24 protein-coding genes are annotated in these 25,607 nt (G+C 73.8%); 14 read left to right on the top strand and 10 right to left on the bottom strand.

The genetic code is table 11. From position 1 onward, the window contains the following. Positions 1–55 precede the first annotated feature (55 nt). From IFT88_RS11675 to IFT88_RS11660, 4 genes are all read left to right on the top strand, one after another. Complete coding sequence (locus IFT88_RS11675) at positions 56–856, top strand: HpcH/HpaI aldolase family protein (protein ID WP_056225030.1); 801 nt, start codon at positions 56–58, stop codon at positions 854–856. After that, the gene (locus IFT88_RS11670; protein ID WP_342212147.1) at positions 853–2,187 is read left to right on the top strand and encodes a sialidase family protein; all 1,335 of its coding nucleotides are present in this window, start codon (positions 853–855) and stop codon (positions 2,185–2,187) included. The genes IFT88_RS11675 and IFT88_RS11670 overlap by 4 nt, the downstream gene beginning before the upstream one ends. Before the next feature lie 3 nt (positions 2,188–2,190). Beyond that, the gene (locus IFT88_RS11665) at positions 2,191–2,898 is read left to right on the top strand and encodes an SDR family oxidoreductase (protein ID WP_192120744.1); all 708 of its coding nucleotides are present in this window, start codon (positions 2,191–2,193) and stop codon (positions 2,896–2,898) included. Between the two features lie 214 nt (positions 2,899–3,112). After that, the gene (locus IFT88_RS11660; RefSeq protein WP_192120743.1) at positions 3,113–3,385 is read left to right on the top strand and encodes a hypothetical protein; all 273 of its coding nucleotides are present in this window, start codon (positions 3,113–3,115) and stop codon (positions 3,383–3,385) included. Positions 3,386–3,609: 224 nt separating this feature from the next. On the opposite strand, the gene IFT88_RS11655 is transcribed toward IFT88_RS11660, so the two are convergent. Together IFT88_RS11655 and IFT88_RS11650 are read right to left on the bottom strand one after the other, a co-directional pair. Beyond that, positions 3,610–4,737 carry a Gfo/Idh/MocA family oxidoreductase gene (locus tag IFT88_RS11655; RefSeq protein ID WP_192120741.1) on the bottom strand — a complete coding sequence of 376 codons (1,128 nt, stop codon included), beginning with the start codon at positions 4,735–4,737 and terminating at the stop codon, positions 3,610–3,612. Then, complete coding sequence (locus IFT88_RS11650; RefSeq protein ID WP_192120739.1) at positions 4,734–5,537, bottom strand: sugar phosphate isomerase/epimerase family protein; 804 nt, start codon at positions 5,535–5,537, stop codon at positions 4,734–4,736. The genes IFT88_RS11655 and IFT88_RS11650 overlap by 4 nt, the downstream gene beginning before the upstream one ends. Before the next feature lie 171 nt (positions 5,538–5,708). Between IFT88_RS11650 and IFT88_RS11645 the strand changes: the two genes are divergently transcribed. Together IFT88_RS11645 and IFT88_RS11640 are read left to right on the top strand one after the other, a co-directional pair. Then, on the top strand, positions 5,709–6,989 hold the full coding sequence (locus tag IFT88_RS11645) for an MFS transporter (RefSeq protein WP_192120737.1): 1,281 nt from the start codon (positions 5,709–5,711) through the stop codon (positions 6,987–6,989). A 42-nt stretch (positions 6,990–7,031) separates the two neighbouring features. Next, a complete protein-coding gene (locus IFT88_RS11640; protein WP_192120736.1) occupies positions 7,032–7,994 on the top strand; it encodes an endonuclease/exonuclease/phosphatase family protein in 963 nt (320 codons plus the stop codon). Positions 7,995–8,403: 409 nt separating this feature from the next. Here IFT88_RS11640 and IFT88_RS17660 read toward each other — a convergent pair whose 3' ends face one another. Next, entirely contained in the window at positions 8,404–9,504 is a 1,101-nt protein-coding gene (locus tag IFT88_RS17660) for a glycosyltransferase family A protein (protein ID WP_342212146.1), read from the bottom strand. 142 nt (positions 9,505–9,646) lie between these two features. Here IFT88_RS17660 and IFT88_RS11625 point away from each other — a divergent pair, with 142 nt between their 5' ends. Then, entirely contained in the window at positions 9,647–10,768 is a 1,122-nt protein-coding gene (locus IFT88_RS11625) for an ATP-dependent DNA ligase (protein WP_192120732.1), read from the top strand. A 91-nt stretch (positions 10,769–10,859) separates the two neighbouring features. Here IFT88_RS11625 and ligD read toward each other — a convergent pair whose 3' ends face one another. After that, positions 10,860–11,876, bottom strand: a complete 1,017-nt coding sequence (gene ligD, locus IFT88_RS11620; RefSeq protein WP_192120730.1) for a non-homologous end-joining DNA ligase — start codon at positions 11,874–11,876, stop codon at positions 10,860–10,862. A 122-nt stretch (positions 11,877–11,998) separates the two neighbouring features. On the opposite strand from ligD, the gene IFT88_RS17435 reads away from it, so the two are divergent. Then, positions 11,999–14,587 (top strand): lamin tail domain-containing protein, encoded by a 2,589-nt coding sequence (locus IFT88_RS17435; RefSeq protein WP_192120728.1) that lies wholly within the window; start codon positions 11,999–12,001, stop codon positions 14,585–14,587. Between the two features lie 159 nt (positions 14,588–14,746). On the opposite strand, the gene IFT88_RS11610 is transcribed toward IFT88_RS17435, so the two are convergent. Both IFT88_RS11610 and aztA read right to left on the bottom strand, forming a co-directional pair. Continuing rightward, a complete protein-coding gene (locus IFT88_RS11610) occupies positions 14,747–15,697 on the bottom strand; it encodes a PhzF family phenazine biosynthesis isomerase (protein ID WP_192120725.1) in 951 nt (316 codons plus the stop codon). Between the two features lie 107 nt (positions 15,698–15,804). Further along, a complete protein-coding gene (gene aztA, locus IFT88_RS11605) occupies positions 15,805–16,452 on the bottom strand; it encodes a zinc ABC transporter ATP-binding protein AztA (RefSeq protein WP_192120723.1) in 648 nt (215 codons plus the stop codon). A 51-nt stretch (positions 16,453–16,503) separates the two neighbouring features. Between aztA and aztB the strand changes: the two genes are divergently transcribed. From aztB to IFT88_RS11580, 5 genes are all read left to right on the top strand, one after another. Beyond that, the gene (gene aztB / locus IFT88_RS11600; protein ID WP_192120721.1) at positions 16,504–17,403 is read left to right on the top strand and encodes a zinc ABC transporter permease AztB; all 900 of its coding nucleotides are present in this window, start codon (positions 16,504–16,506) and stop codon (positions 17,401–17,403) included. Positions 17,404–17,482: 79 nt separating this feature from the next. After that, the gene (locus IFT88_RS11595; RefSeq protein ID WP_192120719.1) at positions 17,483–18,751 is read left to right on the top strand and encodes an ABC transporter; all 1,269 of its coding nucleotides are present in this window, start codon (positions 17,483–17,485) and stop codon (positions 18,749–18,751) included. After that, a complete protein-coding gene (aztC, locus tag IFT88_RS11590) occupies positions 18,748–19,710 on the top strand; it encodes a zinc ABC transporter substrate-binding protein AztC (RefSeq protein WP_192120717.1) in 963 nt (320 codons plus the stop codon). Before IFT88_RS11595 ends, aztC begins: the two co-directional genes overlap by 4 nt. Positions 19,711–19,739: 29 nt before the next feature. Beyond that, positions 19,740–20,969 (top strand): zinc metallochaperone AztD, encoded by a 1,230-nt coding sequence (gene aztD, locus IFT88_RS11585; protein WP_192120715.1) that lies wholly within the window; start codon positions 19,740–19,742, stop codon positions 20,967–20,969. Positions 20,970–21,271: 302 nt separating this feature from the next. Then, positions 21,272–22,318, top strand: coding sequence for a helix-turn-helix transcriptional regulator (locus IFT88_RS11580; protein ID WP_192120713.1), 1,047 nt, complete (start codon positions 21,272–21,274; stop codon positions 22,316–22,318). Between the two features lie 113 nt (positions 22,319–22,431). Here the strand turns inward: IFT88_RS11580 and IFT88_RS11575 are convergent, their stop codons facing one another. The 3 genes from IFT88_RS11575 to IFT88_RS11565 all read right to left on the bottom strand — a co-directional run bounded on the left by IFT88_RS11575 (position 22,432) and on the right by IFT88_RS11565 (position 24,354). Then, positions 22,432–22,884, bottom strand: coding sequence for a VOC family protein (locus tag IFT88_RS11575; RefSeq protein ID WP_192120711.1), 453 nt, complete (start codon positions 22,882–22,884; stop codon positions 22,432–22,434). A gap of 82 nt (positions 22,885–22,966) precedes the next feature. After that, a complete protein-coding gene (locus IFT88_RS11570) occupies positions 22,967–23,266 on the bottom strand; it encodes a DUF1905 domain-containing protein (RefSeq protein WP_056224975.1) in 300 nt (99 codons plus the stop codon). Positions 23,267–23,304: 38 nt separating this feature from the next. Next, positions 23,305–24,354, bottom strand: a complete 1,050-nt coding sequence (locus IFT88_RS11565) for a GTP-binding protein (RefSeq protein ID WP_192120709.1) — start codon at positions 24,352–24,354, stop codon at positions 23,305–23,307. 68 nt (positions 24,355–24,422) lie between these two features. Between IFT88_RS11565 and ykgO the strand changes: the two genes are divergently transcribed. Beyond that, entirely contained in the window at positions 24,423–24,545 is a 123-nt protein-coding gene (gene ykgO / locus IFT88_RS11560; protein WP_056224971.1) for a type B 50S ribosomal protein L36, read from the top strand. Between the two features lie 3 nt (positions 24,546–24,548). On the opposite strand, the gene IFT88_RS11555 is transcribed toward ykgO, so the two are convergent. After that, entirely contained in the window at positions 24,549–25,580 is a 1,032-nt protein-coding gene (locus IFT88_RS11555; RefSeq protein WP_171007341.1) for an ATP-binding protein, read from the bottom strand. Positions 25,581–25,607 lie beyond the last annotated feature (27 nt).

Raw genomic sequence — 25,607 nt, 5'->3', positions numbered from 1 at the left:
TGACCTCCCCCGACCGAACCGCACGCACCGCGCACACCGCACGAGAGAGAGCACCATGAGCACCGCCAGCGACTTCGCCCGCACGATCCGCCGCCGCGAGAGGGCGGTCGGCTACTGGATCACCCTCGACGCCCCGCCGGCGACCGAGCGCATCGCGCGGCTCGGCTACGATTACGTCTGCCTCGACGCGCAGCACGGCTTGTTCGGCTACCAGGGCATGATGACCGGCCTGCTCGCGATCGACGCGGGGCAGACCTCGGCCGGCCTCGTGCGGGTCGAGGCGAACGACATCACGCCCATCGGCAAGGCCCTCGACGCCGGGGCGGCCGGCATCATCGTGCCGCTCGTCGACACGGCCGAGGACGCCGCCGCGGCGGTGCGCAGCGCGAAGTACCCGCCGCACGGCCGCCGCTCGTACGGCCCCATGCGGTCGAGCCTGCGCATCGGCCCCGTGCCGGCCGACGCGAACGACACGACGATCGTGCTCGCCATGATCGAGACGCCCGACGGGCTCGCGAACGTCGAGGCGATCGCGGCCACCCCCGGGCTCGACGGCCTCTACGTCGGCCCGAGCGACCTCTGCATCGCGGTGGGCGGGGCGTACCCGGGCGACCCGGCCGTGCAGGAGGCCTTCGACGCCGCCCTCGTCCGCGTGGCGGCGGCGGCCGAGGCGGCGGGCATCGCGGCGGGCATCCACACGCCGCACGGCGACGTCGCCCGGCAACGCCTCGCGGCGGGTTACACGTTCGCGACCGTGGCCGGTGACCTCAACCACCTCGAGGCCGCCGCACGCGACCACCTGCGGCGGGCGACCGCGACGGACGACGCCGACGCGACCGCAGGAGGCGCGGCGTGAGCAGGCAGGACACGGCGGCGGATCAGGGCGCCGCGGTCCCGGTCGGGGCTGTGGGCGTCGACGGGGCGGACGACACAGACGGCGTCGTCGCCGACGGCCGGCTGCGGCCCGACGCGGCGGGACGCTCCTGGTCGTACCTGCCGACGGCCACGGTGCAGTCGCACGCAGCCAACCTCGCCGAACTGCCCGACGGTCGCCTGGCCTGCGTCTGGTTCGGCGGCACGCAGGAGGGCGTCTCGGACATCCACGTCTGGTTCTCGACCCTCGACGGCGAGGTGTGGTCCGAGCCCGTGCGGCTCAGCGACGATCCCGCGCGCTCCGAGCAGAACCCGGTCCTCTTCACGGCCCCCTCGGGCGACGTCTGGCTGCTCTACACCGCTCAACGGGCGGGCAACCAGGACTCGGCCGAGGTGCGCCGCCGGGTCTCGACCGACGGCGGGATGACCTGGGGTGAGCCGTCGACGCTCTTAGCGGCCGACGAGACCGGCGGTGTGTTCGTCCGGCAACCGCCGGTCGTCACCCGGGCAGGCGACCTCCTCGTGCCGGTGTTCCGCTGCGTGACGACCCCCGGGCAGGCGTGGGTGGGCGACCACGACACGAGCTCGGTGATGATCTCCCGGGACGGCGGCGCCACGTGGGGTGAGGTCGCCGTCCCGGGCAGCACGGGAGCCGTACACATGAACGTGCACGAGCTGCCGGACGCCTCGCTGCTCGCGCTCTTCCGCAGCCGCTGGGCCGACGCCGTCCACGAATCCCGCTCGACCGACGGCGGCCGCACCTGGACGGCGCCCGTGCCGACCGAGCTGCCCAACAACAACTCGTCGGTGCAGTGGGTGCCGCTCGCCGACGGCCGCCTCGCGATCGTGTACAACCACCGCCGGGCCGACGCCACGACCGAGCGCCGGCTCGGGCTCTACGACGAGATCGACGAGTCCGGCATCGTCGAGCAGGCCGCGCTGCTCGGCTCGGACGCGGACGCCGACCAGGAGGCGCGGGCCGGGTCGCCTGCGGAGGGGGGCCGGACGGCGTTCTGGGGCACGCCCCGGGCTCCGATGTCGCTGGCGGTGTCGACGGACGACGGGCGCAACTGGCCGCACCGCGTCGACCTCGAGGACGGCGACGGGTGGTGCCTCTCGAACAACTCACGCGACGGGCTGAACCGCGAGCTGTCGTACCCGAGCATCACGCAGACGAGCGACGGGGCCGTGCACGTGGCCTACACCTGGCACCGACGGGCGATCCGCCACGTGCGCCTGTCGCCCGCCGACCTGCCCGGCGTGCCCGACCTGCCCGGCGTGCACGACCCGTCCGGCGCGGACGTCGGGGACTGAGCCGTGGCCGACGACGAGACACGGGGCGGGCAGGGCACCGACCGGCACGCCGTCGTCACGGGCTGCAGCTCGGGCATCGGGCGGGCGATCGCCGGGCTCCTGTTGGCCGAGGGGTGGCGGGTGACCGGGCTCAGCCGGCGCGCGGTCGACCTGGGCGAGGGGTTCTCGTGGGTCGGCTGCGACCTGTCGGTGCCCGGTGACGTCGCGGCGGCGGTCGCCGACGTCGCGCCGGTCGACGCGATCGTCCACGCGGCCGGGTTCCAGGTCGCCGCCCCGCTCGGCCGACTGGACCCCGCCGCCCTCGAGGGCATGTTCGCCGTGCACGTGGGGGCCGCGGCAGCCCTCGTCGACGCGCTCGTCGACCGGCTGTCCGACGGCGGCCGCATCGTGCTGATCGGCAGCCGTACCGCCGTCGGGGTCGCCGGCAAGAGCCAGTACGCGGCGACGAAGGCGGCCCAGGTCGCGCTGGCCCGCAGCTGGGCGGCCGAACTGGCGCCGCGGGGCGTCACCGCCAACGTCGTGGCGCCGGGGCCCACCGACACGCCGATGCTCGCCGACCCGGCCCGCGCCTCCTCGGCTCCGGTCGTGCCGCCGCTGGGCGCGCTCGTCGACCCGGTGGACGTGGCCGCGCTCGTGGCGTTCGTGCTCGGGCCACACGGACGGAGCATCACGGGGCAGGCGCTCGTCGTCTGCGGCGGCGCCTCGCTCTGAGAGAGGTCGGGGTGGTGCGTCCTGGCCGAAAAGCGAGGAGCGAACACGAGTTGTTTTGAATCATTCAAAAGAAGGCGTATGGTGGTGGCAACGCCGACGGAGGCCAGGGCCACCGTCGAGCATCTCGGCGCGGCCCTCCCCGCCGGTGGCCGCCCGCTCGATCCCCGATCGCGGGCCCCGACCGACACGACCCGCCCAGCCCCGAGGAGTCAGCATGGACACCACCGCCACGACCACCCGCACCGCCGTCACCCCGCTCGGCGGCCGCTACGTCAGCACGACCGCCGCCCCGACGGTCGGCTCCTACGTCGGCTCGCTCGCCGCCGACGTCGCCCCCGGTTCGTACGTCAGCACCTCGGCTCGCCGAGACCTGTCGATCGGCCGCTACACCGCCAGCGTGCTGCGTCGCCTCTTGTCGGCCACGGCATCCGTCCGCACGGCCACGGGCACGATCCACACCGCGACCGGTTCGATCCGCACCGCGTAGTCGTCACCGGTCGGGGTCGCCTCACCCCGACCGTCCCGCCCGGGCGGCCCGTCCGGGCTGCCCCACCAGACCCGGGCCCGCCGCGCGACCTGAATCCGCGCGACGGGCCCGCTGTTGTACCCAGGAGACACGACGTGCCGCTCACCTGCGAAGGTGAGCGGCACGTCGTGACATCCCTGTGGCCAGGCCAGGCCAGGCCAGGCCCGACCCGGCAGCCGACCGGACTAGAGCGTCGCGGCCGAGGGGTCCCAGCTCTCGTCGAGCGGCACCGGCTGCTGCACGGCGGACTCGACGGAGACCGGCCCACCCTGCTCGGCGGCCGACGAGATCGCCAGCAGCACGTCGAGCACGTGCGAGGCGACGGCCCCGCTGGCACGCTCGGCGTCGCCACCGCGGATCGCCCGCGCCAGGTCGAGCACGCCCGACCCGCGTCCGTAGGTCGACCCCACGGCGGCGAGCGTCTCGGGCTCGTCCTGGCCGAAGCGCCACAGGCTCGAGTCGCCCTCGAACGTGTTGGGGTCGGGCAGCACGAGGGTGCCCTCGGTGCCGCTGATCTCGACGAAGCCCATGCGGGGCAGCGCGTTCTGGAACGAGAACGTCGACTGCGCCGACTGCCCGCCCGCGAACTCGATGAGCGCCGCGTGGTGCGTCGGCACCTCGACCGGGAAGGTCTGGCCCGCGCGCGGGCCGCTGCCGATGGTGCGCGTGTCGAACGACTTCGACGAGACCGCGCTGACGCGGCTGGCCGAGCCGAACGCGTGCACCAGGGTCGTCACGTAGTACGGCCCCATGTCGAAGAGCGGACCGGCCCCGAGTGCGAACAGGAAGTCGGGGTTCGGGTGCCACGACTCGGGCCCGGGCACGTGGAACATCGTGGTCGCCGTCAGGGGCTGGCCGATGTCGCCGCGGGCGATCGCGCGCATCGCGGTCTGGATGCCGGCGCCGAGCACGGTGTCGGGTGCACAGGCCACGCGGACGCCGGCCGCCTCGGCGGCGGCGAGCAGGTCGCGCGCGGACTCGTGGTCGAGGGCGAGGGGCTTCTCGCTCCAGACGTTCTTGCCGGCGGCGATGATCTGACGTCCGACCTCGGCGTGCACGGCCGGGATCGTCAGGTTGACGACGATCTCGATCTCGTCGATCGCGAGCAGTTCGTCGACCGTGCCGTGACCCGGGACGCCGTACGTCTCGGCCTGCGCCTCGGCACGGTCGAGGTCGAGGTCGGCGACGAAGAGCACCTCGAGGTCGGCGAACTGCGTCATGTTCTCGAGGTAGGTGCCGCTGATGACGCCCGCGCCGATGACGCCGACGCCGACGCGTCCCGTGCGGCCGGCGGTCGTGTCGACGCCGCTCACTTGTCGTTCTCCTGCAGCCAGGCGAAGGACTCGGCGACGCCGTCGAAGACGTCCTTCGCGTAGTCGTCGAACTCGACGACGCGCAGCGCGTGCGGCGCGGCGGCGAGCACGGCGGCGACGTCGACGTCGCCCTGACCGGCCGGGGTCTGGTTCTTGAAGGCGGCGGCGAGCGCGTCGGGCACCTCGAGGGCGCTCTCGCTGCTGGGCAGGGCGGTCGCGATGTCGCCCGAGATCTTGCCGTCCTTGACGTGGAGGAACTGCACACGGTCACCCAGCGAGCGCAGCAACGCCGGGGTGTCCATGCCGCCGACGGTCGACCAGAAGGTGTCGATCTCGAGGACGACGTCGTCGTTCAGGCGCTCGAGGAAGAAGTCGTAGACGGGACGGCCGTCGACCTTGTTCGCGAACTCCCACTGGTGGTTGTGGTACCCGAACTTCAGACCCGATGCGGCGGCGAGCACCTGCAGCTCGTTGACGCGGTCGGCGATCTTCCGGGCGTCGTCGGCGGTCTGCCAGCGGTCGCTCGGGATGAACGGGTCGATGACCGTGCCGATGCCGAGCTGGGCCGCTGCGGCGAAGGCGCGCTCGGGCTCGTCGGAGTCGATCACGGGGGCGTGGCCGGAGGGGGCGGTGACGCCGGAGGCGGCGAAGGCCTTCTCGAACTCGTCGGCACGCTCGACGAACGAGTAGGGCTCGACCTGGGTGAAGCCGATCTCGGCGATGCGGGCGACGGCGCCCTGCAGGTCGGCCGAGACGGCGTCTCGGACCGTGTAGAGCTGAACGGAGGGTGACGAGGTCATGGGATGACTCCTTTGTCGTGAGGGGTTCCGGTGGTCTGTGCCCAACTCTGTCACTTATGTCGACCGATGACAAAAGTTCGTCCGAAATCGACGCATTCGCTTGCCCGGGCGACACCTGCTGTGTATTCTGCGAACACCTAGCGCGACTAGGTTTTGACTCGAGGAGGCGTCATGGCCAACCCAGGCCCCATCGGCACGCAGGGCGTGCTCACCCAACCCGTCAGCACCGTGAGGGTGTCGCGGGGCTACATGATCGCGCTGGGCCTGGCACAGTTCGGCCTGTTCGCGGCCCTGCTCTCGCCGGTGTACGTGAGCATGCAGCTCAAGGCCCAGCAGCTGAACCCCGACGACCCGGCGAGCATCATCGGGCTCGTCCTGCCGTTCGGCGCCTTCGGTGCACTGCTCGCGAACCCGCTCGTCGGCGCCCTGAGCGACCGCACGCGCACCCGGTGGGGCCGCCGCCGCCCCTACCTCGTCGGCGGCATCGTCGTCTTCACGCTCGCCCTCGCCTGGCTCGCGTTCGCCCCCACCGTGCTGCAGCTCGGCATCGCGTGGGTGATCGCCCAGATCGCGGCCAACGCCGTGCTCGCTGCCCTGACCGCGAGCTTCGCCGACAACGTGCCGCAGTTCCAGCGCGGCAAGGCCTCGAGCGTCATCGCCCTGGCACAGAACATCGCCGTCCTCGCGGGCACCTACCTCGCCGTGCTGTTCGTCGCGAACCTGCCGGTGCTCTTCATCGCGCCGGGCATCCTCGCGATCGTGCTGATCCTCGTCTACGCGGTCGTCGCCCGTGACGACCTGCCCGAATACGAGCTCAAGCCGTTCACCTTCGTCAACCTGGTCAGCTCGTTCTGGACGAACCCCCTCGAGCACCGCGACTTCGCCTTCGCCTGGTGGTCGCGGTTCCTGATCATCCTCGCGACGTTCATGTTCACGACCTATCGACTGCTCTACATGCAGGAGCACCTCGGCATCTCGGACGTCGCCGACGCCACGGCCGCGGTCGCCTTCGGCGTCCTGCTCTACACGATCGCGTTGATGGCGAGTGCCGCGCTCTCGGGCTGGCTGAGCGACAGGCTCAAGATGCGCAAGGTCTTCGTCGGAGGCTCGACCGCCCTCTTCGCGGTCGGCCTGATCCTGCTGGCCCATGCCGAGACCGTCACCGGCTTCTACGTCGCCGAGGTCGTCATGGGCTTCGCCTACGGCATCTACGCCGCCGTCGACACCGCCCTCGTCGTCGACGTGCTGCCGAACGCCGACCGTCCGGGCAAGGACCTCGGCGTCATCAACATCGCCAACGCCCTGCCGCAGTCGCTCGCCCCGGCGATCGCGCTGTTCTTCCTCGGCATCGGCAACACCGGCTCGGGCAACTACACCCTGATGCTCTGGGCCGCCGGCGTCGCGGCGATCCTCGGCGCCCTGGCCGTCATCCCCATCAAGCGCGTGCGCTGAGTCGGGCGGTGGCGTGTGCGACGGCCTACCGTCGCACACGCCATGACGCCCCCGACCGACACCTCCGCCGCCACCCCCGCCACCGCCGGTCCGGGTGACCACCGGGTCGTACCCACGGTCGGGCCGGTGGCCGCCCCGGACCTGCACCTCATGACCTACAACGTGCGGCGGCGCATGCCGCAGGTGCTGACCACCCGTCACGCCCTGGCCGACCGGTGGTCGTCCCGGCTGCCGGCACTGCGCCTCCTGCTCGAGGCCGAGCGACCCTCGGTGCTGGGCATCCAGGAGGCGCTACCCGACCAGTCCGCGCAGCTCGCGGACGCCCTCGGCGCCGACTACGCCTCGGTCGGCACGGGTCGCGACCGCGACCGCGGCGGCGAGCGCGTCGAGCTGTACGTCGACACCGCCCGGCTGAGGATCGTCCGCCACGAGGCGCTCTGGCTCTCGGCCACCCCCACGGTGCCGGGGTCGCGCTCGTACGGCAACATGATCCCCCGCACGGCCGTCCACGCCGAGCTCGACGACCTCACGACCGGAGCCCGACTGCACATGGTCGTGACGCACTTCGACCACCTCTCGGCCCGCTCGCGGCGACACTCCGCCGTGCAGCTGCGCACCTTCACCGACGCCCTCGACGGGCCCGTCGTCGTGATGGGCGACTTCAACGCCGTGGTCGACTCCCCCGCGCACCGCGAACTGACCCGCGGCAGGCTGGTCGACAGCCGCGTGGTGGCCGACGTGCGGCTCGACCCGGGCTGGGGCTCGTACTCGAACTACGGCCCGCCCCGCACCGGCGGCCGCCGCCTGGACTGGCTGCTCGTCGACACCGGGGCCCACGTCGAGCGGGCCGGCGTCGGCGGGGTCCGTCCCGGCGGCGTCGCCCCCTCCGACCACGACCCGGTGCACGCCGTCGTGCGCTGGCCGTCCGGGCACGCCGGACACCGTCCCGCCGAGCACCGTCCCGCCGAGCACCGTCCCGCAGAGCACCACCCCGAGGAGTCCTGAGATGCCCACCGTCGCCGAGACCTTCCTCCGCCGCCCGCACGGAGTCCTCGAGTACGTCGCCGACGCCGTCCGCGTGGTCGCCGCGCTGAGCGTCGTCGTGGTCGGCGTCGGCTGGGGCGTCGTCGAGATCGCCGTGCTGATGCTGGCCCTGCTCGGCACCCTCGTTCCCCGCATGCTCGGCCTCCGGGCGACGTTCGACCTGATGGTCGGCGTCGCCGCGCTGGGCGCCGCCTGGAGCAGCGTCTTCGAGCTCTACACCCGGGTCACGGGCTACGACACGGTCGTGCACTTCGTGCTCAACGGCCTGCTCGCCGCGGTGTTCGTCGTCCTGGCCCACCGCGCCGGCTGGGTCGTGTCGCCGGGCCGCGGTGACGGACGAGGAGGCGCGGGTCGCTCCGCCCGCGTCGGCTCAGTCCTGCTGACGGTCGCGTTCGGCCTGGCGGCCGGCACCCTGTGGGAGATGGGCGAGTGGGCGGGCCACACCCTCGTCGACTCGGCGATCTTCGTCGGCTACGACGACACGATCGGCGACCTCGCCGCGGGCGGCCTCGGCTCGCTGCTGGCCGGGCTGGCGCTGCCGTTCCTCGTGGGGGGCGACGTCCGCGGCCGGGCCGCGCGCGCCTCCTCGTCCGGAGCCGGCGCCGGCGCGGGTGCCGACGGACACGGGGGCGACGCCGTCGGCCACGGCCGCCCGCGCGTCCACCACCACTGAGGGCGCCCAGCCGAGCCGCGTGAAGACGCCGGCCGGGTCGGCGCGCAACCAGCGCGACCACGGCAGGCCGTCGGTGCCGTGGACCGTGAACGAGTGCAGCGCCCGGTACGTCCGCAACCACGGGGCGTTGCCCGGATCGAGCGGCCGGGCCGAGATGCCCGTGACGACGTCGCGGCGGTAGGCGATGCGGCCCCGACCGGCGAGTTGGCGGTCGCCGAGGTGCAGGGCGAGGTCCATGTCGTCGTGCAGCAGGGTCTCGTGCCGGTGCACCTCGTCGCGGACGTCGAGCCAGGCGGTGCGGCGCATCATCATCGTCGAGCCGAACAGCGGCCAGTGCGCCAGGGCGGCCCCGATCACGAGGTGGTACGCGCCGACGTAGAGAGCGGAGAGCAGGCGTTCGACGCCGACGGGCGCGTCGTAGAAGCGGGCGTTCGTGCTCACGGCGAGCACGTCCGGCTCGTCGACGAGGGTGCCGAGCAGATCGGCGACCCAGGTGCGGGGCAGGACGCTGTCGGCGTCGACCCGGCCGATGAGGTCGGCGGGCGCGGGGGCGCCCGCCTCGGCACCCACCCCGGCGGCGGCGTCGTAGCCCGTGCTGGCGGCCGCGGCGATGCCGACCTCGGCCTCGGCGACCACGCGGGCACCGTGCCGCAGGGCGACCTCGACGGTGTCGTCCGTGCTGCCGTTGTCGACGACGATCACCTCGTCGGGCACGCGCGTCTGCCGCGCGAGCGACCGGAGGCACGCGTCGAGCAGGGCTCCGTCGTCTCGGACGGGGACGACGACACAGACACGCACTCGCCCATCCAACCCGGTCGGGGCGGGTCACGTCGAGCGATCACACCCCAGGACGTCGCCGAGACCCGTCGGCGCGCACAGGGGTCTCGGCGGTTTCCCGGGGTCTGGCCGCACGCTCGCCCGGCGAGAGCAGACTCGGCGCATGATCCCGACCGCCGCCGAACCGATCGTCCCCATGCTCGCGAAGGCCGTGGCCGACGTGCCCGAGCCCGACTCCGTCGAGGGCGGGCTCGTCTACGAACCCAAGTGGGACGGGTTCCGCGGCATCGTGTACGCCGAGCCCGCGGCCGCCGGCACCGACGGCGCCCCGCTCACGATCGAGATCGGCAGCCGCGGCTCGAAGATGCTGACCCGGTACTTCCCCGAGCTGGTCGATGCCCTCGCGCGCCTCCTGCCAGGGCCCTGCGTGCTCGACGGCGAGATCGTCGTGCGCACCGGCGAGCCCGGTCACGAACGGCTCGACTGGGACGCGCTGGGCCAGCGCATCCACCCGGCCGCGTCGCGCGTCGCGAAGCTCAGCGTCGAGACCCCCGCGATGTTCGTCGCGTTCGACCTGCTCGCCCTGGGCGACCGCGACCTGCTCGACACCCCGTTCGCCGAGCGCCGCGCGCTGCTGCTCGAGACGGTCGGCCCCGAGGGAGGCGCCGGCAGAGGTGCCATCGGCACGGCAGGAGGCGCGGACCACCCCCTGCACGTCAGCCAGGCCACCGACGACGTAGCGACCGCACGTCGGTGGCTGACCGAGTTCGAAGGCGCCGGGCTCGACGGGGTCGTCGCGAAGCCGACCCGCGCCTCCTACGCTCCGGGCAAGCGGACGATGCTCAAGGTCAAGCACCACCGCACCGCGGACGTCGTGGTGCTCGGCTACCGCGTCCACAAGAGCGGCTCGGGAGTGGGGTCGCTGCTGCTCGGGCTGCACGACGACGAGGGCGAACTGCGCAACGTCGGAGGCGCGTCCGCGTTCTCGGACGCCCGTCGCCTCGAGCTGGTCGACGAGTTGGCGCCGTTCGTCGACCGCGACGACGACGGCGAGGTGCGTCACGCCGAGACCGAGCGCAGCCGCTTCTCGTCGGGCAAGGACGTGTCGTTCGTCCCGCTTCGTCCCGAGCGCGTGGTCGAGGTGCGGTACGACCAGATGGAGGGCTCCCGGTTCCGGCACACCGTGCAGGTCGAACGGTGGCGCGACGACCGCGAGGCCCGCTCGTGCGGGTTCGACCAGCTCGAGGTGCCGGCGGCGTACGACCTGGGCGAGGTGCTCGCCTAGGCGACGAGCGCTTCCTCGGGCACAGGGCACCGCGTTTCGGGCACCGCACACCGACGAGACGCGGTGCCGTGCACGGGACACGGTGTCGTGGTCAGTCGGCGGCGGGCTTCCGCGCCCGGCTGGGCTGCACGCGGGGCGGCTCGCCGGGCATCTTCGGGAAGTCGGGCGGGAAGGGCAGCTCGCCGAGGCCGTCGGCGACGTCGCGCTCCCACCAGGCGAGCAGTGTGTCGATGCGCCCCGGCGACTCGTGCATCGAGCCCCACGGGTCGCCGTGGGTCTGCAGTCGCTCGGGCACCGTCAGCACGGTGTGCTCGGCCGGGTCGATGCCGGGCAGGTCGTCCCACGTGACCGGCAGGGACACGGAGGCGCGGGGCAGCGCCCGGGGAGACCACGCCCCCGCCATGGTGCGGTCGCGATTGGCCTGGTTGTAGTCGACGAAGAGGCGGTCGCCGCGTTCCTCCTTCCACCACGCGGTGGTGACGCGGTCGGGGGTGCGGCGTTCGAGCTCGCGGGCGGCGGCGATCACGGCGTGCCGCACCTCGAGGAACTCGTGCGTCGGCTCGATCGGCGCGAAGACGTGCAGGCCCCGGTTGCCGCTCGTCTTGACGAACGCGGTGAGGCCCGCCTCGTCGAGCACGGCCCGGAGGTCGAGCGCGGCCGTCACGGCGTCCGCGAAGCTCGTGCCCGGCTGCGGGTCGAGGTCGATGCGCAGCTGGTCGGGCAGGTCGGGCTGCTCGGCGCGCGAGGCCCACGGGTGGAAGACCAGGGTGTTCATCTGGGCCGCCCAGACCGCGGCGGCGGGCTCGTCGACCACGAGCTGCGGGTGCACGCGACCGCTCGGGTAGGTGACGTCGACGGCTCGCACGTAGTCGGGGGTGCCGCGGGGCGGGTTCTTCGAGAAGTACTGGTCGCCGTCGACGTCGCCGCCGAAGCGCTGCAACGAGATCGGACGGTCGCCGTTGGCCGCGACGAAGGGCGTGCCGACCTCGGCCAGGTACCGGGCCAGGTCGAGCTTCGTCACGCCGAGGTCGGGCCAGAGCACGCGCGACGGACTGCTGATGCGGACGTCGCGGTCGCCCACCCGCAGGGTCGTCGCCTCGGATGCCATGTGCGTGACGCTAGTCCCGTCACGCCGCCGGGGCACGAGGTGCCGGCGTTCACGGGGTGTTCACCCGGGCGTCGCTTCCGTCCGAGATGGTTCGGTCCACACCCGACGAAACGGACACCCGCATGCGCACGCCCTTGCTCCGCCTCGGCGCCCTGACCCTGGCCGGCTCGATCGCCGCCGCCGGGCTCGTGGCCACGAGCGCCCTGCCCGCCCTCGCGGCCGAAGCCGACGTCGTCGTCAACGAGATCGACACGACCGACGACTGGGTCGAGCTGCTCAACACCGGCGCCACCCCCACCGACGTGTCGGGCTTCGTGCTGCGCGACAGCAACGACACGCGGACCCTCGCCCTGCCCGCGGGTACGGTCCTCGCCGCCGGCGAGCGCCTGGTCGTCGACGTCGCCGACGACGCCGTGTGGGGCGCCGCCGCCTACGGGCTCGGACGCGCCGACGCCGTCCGGCTCTACGCGGCCGACGGCACGACGCTGCTCGACTCGTACGCCTGGACGCAGTTCCCGACCACGACCTACGGCCGCTGCGCCGACGGCACCGGCGAGTTCACGACGACGGCCGCGGGAACCCGGGGCACCGCCAACGAGTGCGCCACGACACCGGCGCCGACCGACCCGACGGACCCCGCCCCGACCGACCCGACGACCCCCGCCGTGCCCGCCACCACCGACGTCGTGATCAACGAGGTCGAGTCCAACGGCGACGACACCGACTGGGTCGAGCTGACGAACGTCGGCACGGTGCCCGTCGACGTCTCGGGCTACACCTTCCGCGACGAGGACGACGTCCGCACCCCCTTCACCCTGCCCACCGGTTCGGTCGTGCAGCCCGGTGCGTTCTTCGTGATCGACCAGGCCTCGGGCTCGAACCCGGTCGGCTTCGACTTCGGTCTCGGCCAGCCCGACTCGGCGCGCCTGTTCGACACCGCGGGCACGCTCGTCGCGTCGTACGCCTGGAGCGTCCACAGCACGGTCAGCTACGGCCGCTGCCCCGACGGCACCGGCGAGCTGACGACGACGACCTCGACCACGAAGGGCGCGGCGAACGACTGCTCGTCGCCCGTGCGCATCAACGAGGTCGAGAGCCAGGGAGGCGCGCCCGGCGACTGGGTCGAGCTCACCACCGTGGGCACCTCGCCGGTCGACCTCGGCGGCTACGTGCTGACCGACTCCGACCCGACGCACCGCTACGTGATCCCGGCCGGGACCGTCGTCGCCCCCGGTGGCTTCGTCGTCCTCGACGAGCAGACCCCGACCTCGGCCGGCTTCGACTTCGGGCTGGGCGGTGCCGACTCGGTGCGCCTGCTGCTGCCGGACGGCACGACGGCGGCCGACGGCTCGACCCTCGCCGACGAGTACTCGTGGACCTCGCACGCCGCCACCACCTACGGCCGCGGCCCCGACGGCACGGGCGACTTCGCCGTCACGTCGGCCCCGACCAAGGGCTCGGCCAACGCCTTCGCCGGCGTCTCCGTGCCGACGGCCTGGCCCGGCGGACCCGACGAGGTCCCCCTGGACGACGAGGGCACCTTTACGGGCGACCTGAGCGGTCTCGACTACGAGCCGACCGGCACGGCCACCCCCGGCACGCTCTGGGCGGTGCAGAACGGCGACGGCCTGCTCTACCGCATCGTCCCGGACGGCGCCGGCGGCTGGGCTCCGCAGACGACCGACGGCTGGGTCGCCGGCAAGAAGCTGCTGTACCCGAGCGGGGTCGCGACCGACATCGTGGACGCCGAGGGCGTCACGGTCGCCGACGACTCGTCCGCCGGGGGCGTCTACGTGTCGACCGAGCGCAACAACGCCTCGGGCTCCGTCAGCCGCCCCTCGGTGCTGCGGTACGACGCCGCGACCGCGAGCCCGGCCACGACCCTGGTCGCCACCGACGAGTGGAACCTCGCCGCGGACTTCCCCGGCCTGGGGGCCAACGCGGGCCTCGAGGGCATCACCTGGGTGCCCGACGCGTGGCTGACCGAGGCGGGGTTCGTCGACGAGGCGACCGGCGCCTCCTACGATCCGGCCACCTACGCCGGCCACGGTGACGGGCTCTTCTTCGTCGGCGTCGAGGGCACCGCGAGCGTCTACGCCTACGCCCTGATGGACGACGGTTCGTTCGAGCGCGTCGCGACGATCGCGACGTCGTTCGCCCTGGTCGCCGACCTGCAGTTCGACGCCGACCTCGACGCGCTCTGGGTCGTCTGCGACGAGGCCTGCTCGGGCCGCACGGCGCTGTTCTCGGTCGACGAGTCGGGGGCGTTCGCCGAGGACGTCGTCCACGAGGCACCGGCGAACGCCGACCGGGGGCTCGCCAACGAAGGCTTCGCGATCGCCCCGGCGGCGACGAGCGTCGACGGGTTCCGTCAGACGTTCTACGCGGACGACAACGACACCGACGGGTTCTCGCTGCGCGCCGGGACGTTCCCCGGCGTGGCGGCCGAGCCCGGGACGCCCGGCGACCCCGGGACTCCCGGCACCCCCGGGACGCCCGGGACGCCCGGGACGCCCGGCGGCCCCGGTTCTCCCGCCGATCCCGGCACGGGCGTGACGCCGATCGGTCAGGGCTCGGGCCCGGCGTCGGTCGACGGGCAGCTCGCCTTCACCGGTTCGGACGCCCGGTGGGCGGCGGCCGCGGCCCTGCTGCTCGTGCTCGCCGGGGCGGGCACCCTGATCGCCCGTCGCCGTCGCCCCACCCGCGACTGAGGAACGACGCCCCGCGAACCCCGTTCCGAACGATGAACCCGCAAGCTTCCGGGTTCATCGTTCGGAACGGGGTTCATCGTCGTGCGGCGGCCGGGCGGCGGCCGGGCGGCGGCCGGGCGGCGGCCGGGCAGCGGGTCGGCGGGTCAGCGGGTCAGCGGGTCAGCGGGTCAGCGGCGTCGCCGTGCCGGTGACCGTGATGCCGCCCTCGACCGGGACGTCGACCACGAGGAGGCTCGGCCGCCCGACGTGCCGCCCCTGCCTCACCACGACACGGGCAGGAGGCGCGATCAGCTCGAGCGCTCGGAGGTACCCGCCCAGCGAGGCGGCCGCCGACCCCGTCGCAGGGTCCTCGGTGAGGGAGCCGACGGGGAACAGGTTGCGCGCCTCGACCACGGTCGCCCCGGACTCGTCGACGCCCCGGGCGTGGATCACCGTGATCGTGCCGGCCCAGCCCTGCTCGTCCATCAGTGCCCTCACGGCGATCGGATCGAAACCGAAGTCGTCGAACGCCCGCTGGTCGCGGACCGCCACCACGGGGTGCCGGTTGCCCGCGAAGGACTCCCGCACCGGACGACGCTCGTCGAGGTCGGCGTGCGCGAGGCCCAGCAACGCCAGCAGCCGGTCGGTGACGGTCGGGTCGAGGTCGCGCACGACGGGGTCGACGCTCGTGAACGACGCCGTCACGAGGCCCGTGACGACGTCGGCACCGCCGCGCGACGTCTCGATCACGACCGGGCCGACCGCCGTCGCGAGCGTGAAGGCTCCGACCCCACGACGCTCGGCCAGGGCGACGGCGGTGGCGATCGTCGCGTGGCCGCAGAACGGCACCTCGGCCCCGGGCGAGAAGTAGCGCACGGCCACGTGCCGGTCGTCCCCGGCGCGTGACGGTTCGACCACGAACGCCGTCTCGGCGTACCCCACCTCGGCGGCGATCCGCAGCATGTCGGCGGCCGAGAGGGCCGACGCGTCGAGCACGACGCCGGCCGGGTTGCCCCCGCCCGGCCCGTCGGCGAAGGCCGTCAGGTGCAGCACCTCGACGGACGGGGCGGACGGCGAGGCAGGGGCGGGGTCGTCAGGGTCGTCAGGAGGCGAGGGTCTGCGGTCGGTCACGACGCCACTGTGCCGCACCGCGCCTCCTCGTCGCCAGCGCCACCCGGGGCCGGGTGGCCCGCCCGGCTCTCGAGACCCTGCCGAGCCGTGCCGGACCCCGAGCCGCCTCAGACGACCCGACCGGCCTCGAGCCACGTCACGCGGTGCGCCGCGTCGAGCAGCAGCGGATCGTGCGAGACGGCGAGGACGGCCGCGCCCCGGGTCGCCTCGTCGAGCAGCGTCACCCGGATGCGTTCGGCGCTCACCGCGTCGAGTCCGGTCGTGGGCTCGTCGAGCACCAGCAGGTCGGCCCCGCGCGCCAGCCCGTGGGCGAGGAGCGCGCGCTGCCGCTGACCGCCCGAGAGCGCGGCGAAGGGTCGCTGCGCGAGATCGGCGACGTCCAGGCGGTCGAGCGCCTCGTCGACGGCGGCGCGGGCTCGACGGTCCAGGGGACGCCACCGGCCCACGCGACCCCAGGCGCCGACCGTCACGACGTCGCGCACGGTGACCGGGAGCCCGTCCGGGATCGACGTGCGCTGCGGGACGAACGCGATCGTCGCGGTGACCGACCGCGTGCCCGACGTCGGCTGCCGCACGCCCGCGACGACCTCGAGCAGCGTCGACTTGCCGGCCCCGTTCGGACCGGCCACCACCGTGACGACCCCGACGGGCACGTCGAGGTCGACGTCGGCCAGGGCCGTGCGGTCGCCGAACGACACGCCCACCCCCAGGAGGCGCGCCGGGGTCGGGGGAACGGCGGCGGTGTTCGTCGTCATGCGACCACCCTAGTTGATAAGCGTTCTCATTCTCAGCTACGGTCGTGTCTCGTGCCCTTCCTCTCCACCGCCGTCCTCGAGCCGTTCTCGCTCGACTTCGTCCAGCGCGCCCTCGTCGGCGGCGGCCTCGTCGCGATCCTCTGCGGCGTCGTCGGCACCTGGGTCGTGGTGCGCGGCATGGCCTTCCTCGGCGAGGCGCTCGCGCACGGCATGCTGCCCGGCGTCGCCCTCGCGACCGTGCTCGGGGCTCCCGTCCTCGTCGGCGGGGCGCTCAGCGCCGTCGTCATGAGCCTCGGCGTCGCGGCGCTGCAACGACGCGGTCGCCTGTCGTACGACACGAGCATCGGCCTCCTCTTCGTCGCGATGCTCGCCCTCGGCGTCGTCGTCATCTCGCACTCGGGCAGCTTCGCCACCGACGCCACGTCGATCCTGTTCGGCGACGTCCTGGCGATCACCTCCGCGGACCTCGGACTGCTCGCCGGTGCGACGATCGTCGGCGTCGGCCTCGCGGCCGCCTTCCACCGCCCCCTGCTGGCCCTCGCCCTCGACCCGCGACTGGCCGCCGTGCTGGGGCTCGGTCCGCGCTCGGCCCAGGCCGTGCTCGTGGGCCTGGTCACGCTCGCCGTCGTGGCCTCGTACCAGGCCGTCGGGTCGCTGCTCGTCGTCGGACTGCTGCTCGCACCGGCCGTCGCCGCGGGCCACTGGACGTCGCGCCTGCCCACGCGGATGGTCCTCTCCGCGGTGATCGGCGTGCTCGCCGTCGCCATCGGATTGCTCGTCTCGTGGCACGCCGCGACGGCCGCCGGCGCGTCGATCGCGGCGACGGCCATCGCGTTCGCCGGACTGTCGGGCGTCGGCCACGCCGCCGTGGGCCGACGTCGGGAGCGCCGGGGCGGCGCCGCCGTCCCGGCGCCCGCGAGCAGGGCACCCGTCGCGACCCGCGCCTCCTGATCCGCCGCACTCCCCCACCCGCGCCGGCACCCTGCCAGCCACGCCCACGCCCACGCCCCCACCCACCCGGAAGGACCGCATGCGATCCCCCCTCCTCTCGACCTGCCTGCTCGGCACGCTCGCCCTCGGGCTGACCGCCTGTTCGACCGGCACCGCCCCGGGCGGTGGCGGCGCCGGCGGGGAGTCGTCGACCGACTCGAGCGACACCACCGGCGAGGGCCACGGCGCCGTCGCCAATGCCGAGGAACTCGCCGAACCCCGACTCGGCCTCACCACGATCGACCCGTCGGGCACGGTCGCGCACCTCGACCTGCTCGACGAGAGCGTCGTCGAGCTCGGCTCGGTCGACGCCCCGACCGCCGTGGAGACCGACGGGCGGTACCTGTTCGCCGAGACACCTCGCGGCCTCGACGTCGTCGACAGCGGGGTCTGGACGTGGGACCACGTGGACCACTTCCACTACTACCGGGCCGACCCGCGCCTCCTCGGCACCGTCGAGGGCGACGGCGCGGCGACCGTGGCGACCACCAACCTCTCGACCTCGGGCTCGACCGGCGTGCACTTCGCCGGCTCGGGCGACGCCGTGCTGCTCGACACCGAGGCGCTGTCGCGGGGCGAGCTGCGCGAGCGGTTCCGCCTCGACGGCGAGCCCGGCGACGGCCTGGTCGTCCCCGTGGGCTCGTACGCCCTGGTGACCGAGGGTCGCGGCGAGACGACGACGCTCGTCGGGCGCACCGCCGACGGCGACGAGACGGGGCTGCGGGAGGCCTGCCCGGACGCCTCCGGCACGATCACCACGCGCGTCGGGGCCGTCGTCGGCTGCTCGGACGGGGCCGTGCTCGCGACCGTCGACGACGACGAGCTCGTCGTCGAGCACATCCCCTACCCGGCCGGCACGGCCCTGTCGTCGGGAGGCACGGCGGCCCCGGCCACCGCCTTCGACAACCGGGAGGGGCGACCCACCGTGGCCGGGCTCGCCGGCTCCGAGGGCGTCTGGCTGCTCGACACCCGGGCCCGGGCCTGGACCCTGCTGCCGGCACCGACCCCGCTGGTCACGGTGACCGCCGTGGACGACGCCGACCAGCGCCTCCTGGCCCTCGCGCAGGACGGCCGGGTGCTCGTCCTCGACGGCACCACCGGCCAGGTCGTCGCCGAGACGGCGCCGCTCGTCGCGGACTCGCTCGCCGCGGGCCGCACGCCGACGCTGATCGCCGACCAGCAGCGCGCGTACCTCTCGGCCCCCGCCGAAGGGCGGCTGTTCGAGATCGACCCGGCCGACGGCGCCCGGATCGCCCGCAGCTTCGAGACGACCACCGAGCCGGCCTTCGTCGCGGAGACGGGTCGATGAGAGCGCCGTCGACGGCCCGCCGCCGTGTCGGGCTCGCTCGCGTCACCCGCGGCACCGCCGCCCGCGTCGCCGCCCTGACCGTCGCGGCCGCGGTGGCCCTGACCGGCTGCGCACCCGCCGGCGACGACCGCCCGGTCGTCTTCGTGTCGACGAACATCCTCGGCGACGTCGTCGACGAACTCGTCGGCGACCAGGCCGAGGTCGTCACCCTGATGAAGCCGGACGCCGACCCGCACTCGTTCGAGATCTCGGCCCAGCAGGCGGCGCGGATGCGGGCGGCCGACCTCGTCGTCTCGAACGGCCTCGGCCTCGAGGAGGGGCTGCAGCAGCACCTCGACGCCGCGGTCGACGCCGGCGTGCCCTCGTTCGTCGCAGCCGACGCGATCGACGTGCTCGACTACCGTGAGGGCGACGCCGCAGGCACCCCCGACCCGCACTTCTGGACCGACCCCGGACGCATGCTCGACGTCGTCGACGCCCTCGGGCCGGTGCTCGCGGAGGTCGACGGCGTCGACGCCGCGGCGCTCACCGAGCGCACCACCGACTACCGGGCCGAGCTCGAGCGGCTCGACGCCGACATGGTCGACGCCTTCGCCGCGATCCCCGCCGAACGTCGCGCACTCGTGACGAACCACCACGTCTTCGGCTATCTCGCCGACCGGTTCGACTTCGACGTCGTCGGGGCCGTGATCCCCGGCGGGACGACGCTCGCGGCACCGTCGGCCTCCGACCTCGCCGACCTGGTCGACGCCGTCGAGACGACGGGCGTCCCGACCGTGTTCGCCGAGTCGTCGTCGCCCGACCGGCTCGTGCAGGCCCTCGCGAGCGAGGCGGACGTCCACGTCGACGTCGTCGAGCTGTTCACCGAGTCGCTCACCGCGGCCGACGGCGACGCCCCCGACTACCTGACCATGATGCGCGTCGACACCGAGCGCATCGCCACCGGGCTCTCCCCCTGAGCGCCCGACCACCGGAAAGAGGAACACCCATGCGCACCACCCACCTGCGACGGACCGGCGGCTCACTGCTCGCCCTCGGCGTCGCCGCGACCCTCGTCGCCTGCTCGACCGGCGGACCCGGCACCGCGTCCGACGGCACCGGCGGCACCGACGCGACCGGCGCCTCCTCGTCCGGCCCCCGCCTCGCCGTCTCGTCCGAGGGCCGCGTCACCGTGCTCGACGGCGAGACCCTCGAGACCGTCGGCGAGTTCGACTCCGAGGAGTTCACCCGCCTGAACCCGGCCGGCGACGGCCGACACGTCATGGTGACGACGAGCGAGGGGTTCCAGGTGCTCGACACCGCGGCCGGCAGCTCGTCCGAGCCCGCCCTGACCGACCTCGTCTTCGACGCCGACACCGCGGGCCACGTCGTCCGACACGGCGGCAAGACGATCCTCTATGCCGACGGCACGAGCGACACCACCGTCTTCGAGTCCGCCGACCTGACCGGCGCCGTCACCGACGGCGAGCTGCCCGCGGTCGAGACCGTCGAGGGCGTCCAGGCGCACCACGGCGTCTCGGTCGTGCTCGAGGACGGCACCTTCCTCACGACGGTCGGCGACTCCGACGGCCGCACGGGCATCGAGGTGCGCGACGCCGACGGTGCCGTGGTCGCGCAGAGCGACGAGTGCCCGGGCGTCCACGGCGAGGGCACCGCGGCCGACGAGGCCGTCGTGTTCGGCTGCGAGGACGGCGCACTGGTCTACCACGACGGCACGATCACCAAGCTCGCCTCGCCCTCGCAGCCCTACGGCCGCATGGGCAACGCGTGGGTCAGCGAGACCAGCCCGATCGTCGTCGGCGACCACAAGGACGACCCCGACGCCGAGGGCTACCTCCTGCACGCCGTCACCCTGATCGACACCGCCGCCGACACCCTCGACGTGGTCGACCTGCCCGAGGGCGTCGAGTACACCTTCCGGGGCGTGGCCCGTGGCCCGGGCGACCTCGCGTACCTGATCGGCACCGACGGCGCGGTGCACGTGCTCGACCCCGCGACCGGTGAGCTCACCGACTCGTGGCCCGTCGTCGCCCCCTGGGAGGGCCCGGCCGAGTGGCAGGACGCCCACCCCGCGATCGTCGTCGCGGGTGACGTCGGCTACGTCACCGAGCCGGCGACGAACAGCGTGCACGCGGTCGACCTGACCACGGGCGAGGTGCTGTCGTCGCGCGGACTCGACGTCACGCCGAACGAGGTCGCGGTGGCCACGGCCGACTGACGCGACCACCCCGGGGGACGAGGAGGCGCGGTGCGACGGCACCGCGCCTCCTTCGTCGTCGAGGGCTGCGCACGGCTCGTCCGGCCGGCCCGGCGCGCTCGGCCGACCCGGCCACCCCGTCCCGCCCCGCCGGTCGCTGGCCCGTCCTCTGGGGGCACCTCGAGCCCCGTCGGGGCGTCCCGCCGCACCGAAGATCAGAAGAATCCGACGATTTCGTGACGTTTCGCCCTCGGGGATCGTCTCCATCGTGTGCCGCCCTTCACCGCGGCGGTGCAGCAGGACGACGGATCGAGAGGACCACCATGCCGAGCTTCTACGTCAGCGAGCCCGACGGAGAACCGGACCCGACGGGCGGCGTCACCTCGCACCCCGTCGACCTCACGGGCGGCGGCGACGACGGCGCCGCGTCGACCTACCGGCGCGTGCAGGACGGCGGCACCGATCTGCGCGAGGCGACCCGCCGACTCGAGACGCACTACCGGGGTCGACGTTTCCGGGCCCAGTCGGGCGGTCGACCCTTCGAGTACTCGTACGTGCTCGCCGGCGACCACCGTCTCGTGCTGCAGACGTCGTCGTTCACCGCCCCGATGCAGGGCGAGATCCCCTTCCCCGGGCAGTACATCGTGGCGTGGAACCGCAGCGGTCGCACCACGCTGCACCAGCGCGGCCACACCTTCACGAGCGAGGGCTCCACGCCGTTCCTCATGCCGGCCGAGGAGGCCTTCTCGTTCGAGTCGACCCCACGGACGAACAGCATGGTGCAGGTCGGCAGCGACTTCCTCGAACGGACCGCCGCCGAACGCCACGGCGGACCCTCGCAGCGCGTCGTCTTCGACTACGCGGTCATCCCTCGCCCCGAGGCGGTCGCGGCCTGGCGCGCCGCCGTCGGCTCGAGCGCCGCGGCCGTCGTGGCCCAGCAGACGTCCCCGCTCGTGCGACTCGAGGCCCAGCTCACCCTCGCCCGGGCCATGCTCGACCTCTTCCCGTGGCGCGCCGTCGACGTGCCCGTCGGCCTGCGCACGCAGGAGGCCGCCCGCGTCCGGCACGCGGTCGAGTACATCCACGCCCACGCCGCCGAACCGCTCACCCCGGCCGACATCGCCGAGGCGTCGGGCATGCACACCCGCACCCTGCAGACGTCGATGAAGGAACACCTCGGCACGTCACCGGCGGCGTACCTGCGCCAGGTGCGCCTCGACCGCGTCCACGACGAACTGCTCGCGGCGGCGCCGGACGAGACCCGCGTCTCGGACGTCGCCCGGCGTTGGGGCTTCGGCAACTTCGGCCGGTTCGCGGGGTCGTACGCCGCGCGCTTCGACGAGTACCCCCGCGACACGCTCGCCCGCTAGCGACGCCGCGGCCCGCGCCGCGCTGCCCGGCTCCGCCCCGAGGAGGCGGTGGTCGAGTGGGCAGGAAACGTCCTTCCCGGTCCCGCGAGGGACATCTTCTGCCCACTCGATCGTCAGGCACCCTGCTGGTCGGACCCCTGCTGCTGGGCGTAGGCCTCGGGGCCCTGTTCGGCCGCCGACGGGTCCATCCAGCCGAACTCGAGGATGTTGCCGTCCGGGTCGGTCAGCTGACGCTGGTACATGAAGCCGTAGTCCGACGCGGGGCGCGCCTCCGTCCCTCCGGCGCCGAGGCCGGCCGTGACCGTGGTGTCGACGTCGTCCCGCGAGTCGAGCATGACGGCGGTGGCGACCGAGGGAGCGGTGGTCGGGTCACCGATGGGCAGGTCGGTGAAGGTCTGGAAGAAGTCGCGCGTGAGGATCATGAACGCGCTGTGGTCTTCTTCCACGACCACGCAGGCGGCGTTCTCGTCGGTGAAGAGCGGATTGATGGTGAACCCGAGCGCCGTGTAGAACGACTTCGCCCGGTCGAGGTCGGTCACGGGCAGGTTGACGAAGATCATGGGCACGGGGTTCTCCTTCGAACGGTCCACGGGTAGTGAGCCACACAGTGGACCCGCCCGGGTGCGCCGTCAAGGCCCCCATGACCGCTCAGAAGTCGAGCAGGCGCAACCTCACGCTCACGGTGTCGCCCACCCCGACGCCCTCGGCGTCGCGCACGGCCCGCTTGACGGGCAGGGCGTAGGCGTTCTCGTCGCCGAGGGGGAAGACCGACGTGGCGAACGTCGACGAGCCGACCCGCGCCTCCACCCGGACGGAACCCCAGCCGCGCAGCAGGTCGCCGGCCACCATCAGGACGTGGTCCTCGACCTCGGGCGGCAGGCTGACGAACGTGTAGAAGGCTCGCCGGCTCTCCCACCGCCACAGGTCGGCGTCGAACGTGAACTCCATCGCCGCCCCTCCTCTCGCCGTGAACCGTCCCGTCGAACCTAGTGCCGGTGCCCCGGCCCGGCCCCCGGCCCGCTCCACACGGGGAACGGGTCGACGAAGTCGCGCCAGCCCGCCGGGTCGCCCAGCAGCTCGTCGTCGGTCAGGAGGCACGCGTCGAGCTCACGACGGATCGTCGCGACGTCGAGGTCGAGACCGAAGAAGGCGATCTGCTGGCCGTGGGGCGAGTCGGGATGCCACGACGGGCTCGAGGTGGGGTCGAGGCTCAGCATCTGCCCGACGCTCGACCACGAGCCGACGCGGTCGCAGCGCGTCGCGAACTGCGTGAACCCGCGGGAGCGCAGCAGCGTGCCGACGGCGCCCGGGGCGAAGGTGTGCTCGACCGCCAGGGCGAGGCGGCCGGGGTGGAACGGGCGCTCGTCCCGGTAGACGGAGGTCGTGACCACCCCGTCGTGGTCGAGGTCGGGGGTGTGCTCCGAGAGGGCCTGCATCCAGCCGGCGGCGCCGCCGAGCTGCGCCGCGCCTCCCGGGCTCTCGAGTGTCTCGCGTCGCACGGCGGCGACGCTCGCGACGCGGCTCTCCGGTGCCAGTCGTGCGAGCAGCCGGCGGATCGTCCGCAGGTCACGCGGGCGCACGGCGGCCGTGTCGACCAGGACGATCACGGTCGCGTACTCGACGAGGTCGACGACGTGCTCGGCGGCGAGGAAGCGGTCGTCGACACCACCGAGCACGAGGTCGACCAGGTCGACCGCGCTGACGACCGAGACGACGTGCTGCAGCAGCGAGCGGCCGTCGGGGCGACCCAGGGACGAGTCGAGCAGGGAGCCGATCAGCAGCCCGGTGGCGCGGCTCGGCGTGCCGGCCGCGAGCGTGGCGACGACGTCGATCGGCTGCCCGTCGTGCGCGAGGTCGAGCGCGAGCCGGTGCACGGCGTCGGCGGCGTCGTGCACGTCCGGGCCCGAGTCGACCCGACGGCTCGTCGACCCGGCCAGCCGGTCGGCCACGAGATCGACCTCGGACGGGCTCTGGCCCGTCACGAGGACGACTCCCCGGTGGCGTGGGGACGAGGAGGCGCGGGTCGGTTCGGTCATGCCCCCACGCTAGGTGATAATGGTTCTCACTAACAACCGCACCACCACACCGACACCAGGAGGCACCCGTGAAGGTCCGCAACTCGCTCAAGGCGCTCAAGAAGATCCCCGGCTCGCAGGTCGTCCGCCGCCGCGGCCGGGTATACGTCATCAACAAGAAGGACCCGCGGTGGAACACCCGCCAGGGGTGAGGCTCACTCCGCCGTCGGGCGCGCGAGCGGCAGGGTGACCTCGATCGTCGTGCCGGTGTCCGACGTCGCCGCGACCCGGACGTCACCGCCGTGACGGCGGGCGATCTCGCGGACGAGGGCGAGACCGATGCCGAAGCCCGGGCGCGCAGAGGCCGGGCCCGACGGCTGGTCGGCCCGGGCGAAGCGGTCGAAGACCCGCGCGGGGTCGATCCCGGTGATGCCGGGTCCCCGGTCGGCGACCGCGATCACCACGGTCGCCGCGGCGTCCCGGCCGTCGACGCGGACGGTCGTCACGACCACCGATCCCTCGGGGGCGTGGCCGAGGGCGTTGTCGACCAGGGCGAGGACCGACCGTCGCAGGCTCGTCCGCGGCACGGCGACCCGCGCCTCCCCACCGCCGGCGACGAGCTCGAGACGGACCGCCCGCTCGTCGGCCAGCACGGCCATCGACCCGAGGACCTCCGCCACCACGGCGTCCACGTCGACGACCCCGGGTGCACCCCCGTCGTGGTCCTCGCCACCGGCGGCCTCCAGCAGGTCGCCGACGATGTCGATCAGCGCCCGAGAATCCTCGCGGAGGTGCGCGACGTCCGACGCGACCTGCGCATCGGCCGCCACCGCGCCTCCGGAGATCTTGCGCTCGAGGGCCTGGAGCCGCGCGTCGAGGACGGCCAGCGGGGTGCGAAGCTCGTGGCTGGCGTCGGCGACGAACCGGCGTTGCCGGCGCAGGGCGTCGCCGAGCGGCCGGACGGCGCGTCGGGCGATGACGACGCTCACGACCCCGGCGAAGACCACGCCGGCGAGTCCGAGCACGACCAGACCGGCCACGACGTCGGTGGCGCTGATGAAGACCTCGCCGCGGCGGGCCGCCGCGACCTGCTCGAGCCGCTCGCTCGGCACCGTCTGGTGCAGCACCCACGCGATCGTCAGCGCGAGGGCGGCCACGACCACCACGGCCGAGACGAGCACGATCTGGCGGCCGACCGACCGCGCCGCCCCGCGGAGCGCCGCCGCGTCGGGGTCGGGCCCCCGCACGATCGGCGGCCGGCCGGAGGGACGTCG

This window comes from Frigoribacterium sp. CFBP 8751 (assembly GCF_014841545.1).
Taxonomy (GTDB): domain Bacteria; phylum Actinomycetota; class Actinomycetes; order Actinomycetales; family Microbacteriaceae; genus Frigoribacterium.
Note: the sequence above shows the minus strand (reverse complement) of the source record. Positions and strands in the feature narration are given on the sequence as shown.

Excerpts from the sequence above, each read along its gene's own strand:
- aztC (WP_192120717.1), top strand. The coding sequence starts at position 18,748 with ATGAGAGCGCCGTCGACGGCCCGCCGCCGTGTCGGGCTCGCTCGCGTC.
- IFT88_RS11645 (WP_192120737.1), top strand. The coding sequence starts at position 5,709 with ATGGCCAACCCAGGCCCCATCGGCACGCAGGGCGTGCTCACCCAACCC.
- IFT88_RS11675 (WP_056225030.1), top strand. The coding sequence starts at position 56 with ATGAGCACCGCCAGCGACTTCGCCCGCACGATCCGCCGCCGCGAGAGG.
- IFT88_RS11650 (WP_192120739.1), bottom strand. The coding sequence starts at position 5,537 with ATGACCTCGTCACCCTCCGTTCAGCTCTACACGGTCCGAGACGCCGTC.
- ligD (WP_192120730.1), bottom strand. The coding sequence starts at position 11,876 with ATGGCATCCGAGGCGACGACCCTGCGGGTGGGCGACCGCGACGTCCGC.
- aztA (WP_192120723.1), bottom strand. The coding sequence starts at position 16,452 with ATGACGACGAACACCGCCGCCGTTCCCCCGACCCCGGCGCGCCTCCTG.
- IFT88_RS11660 (WP_192120743.1), top strand. The coding sequence starts at position 3,113 with ATGGACACCACCGCCACGACCACCCGCACCGCCGTCACCCCGCTCGGC.
- IFT88_RS11595 (WP_192120719.1), top strand. The coding sequence starts at position 17,483 with ATGCGATCCCCCCTCCTCTCGACCTGCCTGCTCGGCACGCTCGCCCTC.
- aztD (WP_192120715.1), top strand. The coding sequence starts at position 19,740 with ATGCGCACCACCCACCTGCGACGGACCGGCGGCTCACTGCTCGCCCTC.
- IFT88_RS11580 (WP_192120713.1), top strand. The coding sequence starts at position 21,272 with ATGCCGAGCTTCTACGTCAGCGAGCCCGACGGAGAACCGGACCCGACG.
- IFT88_RS11625 (WP_192120732.1), top strand. The coding sequence starts at position 9,647 with ATGATCCCGACCGCCGCCGAACCGATCGTCCCCATGCTCGCGAAGGCC.
- IFT88_RS17435 (WP_192120728.1), top strand. The coding sequence starts at position 11,999 with ATGCGCACGCCCTTGCTCCGCCTCGGCGCCCTGACCCTGGCCGGCTCG.
- IFT88_RS11570 (WP_056224975.1), bottom strand. The coding sequence starts at position 23,266 with ATGGAGTTCACGTTCGACGCCGACCTGTGGCGGTGGGAGAGCCGGCGA.
- IFT88_RS11565 (WP_192120709.1), bottom strand. The coding sequence starts at position 24,354 with ATGACCGAACCGACCCGCGCCTCCTCGTCCCCACGCCACCGGGGAGTC.
- IFT88_RS11640 (WP_192120736.1), top strand. The coding sequence starts at position 7,032 with ATGACGCCCCCGACCGACACCTCCGCCGCCACCCCCGCCACCGCCGGT.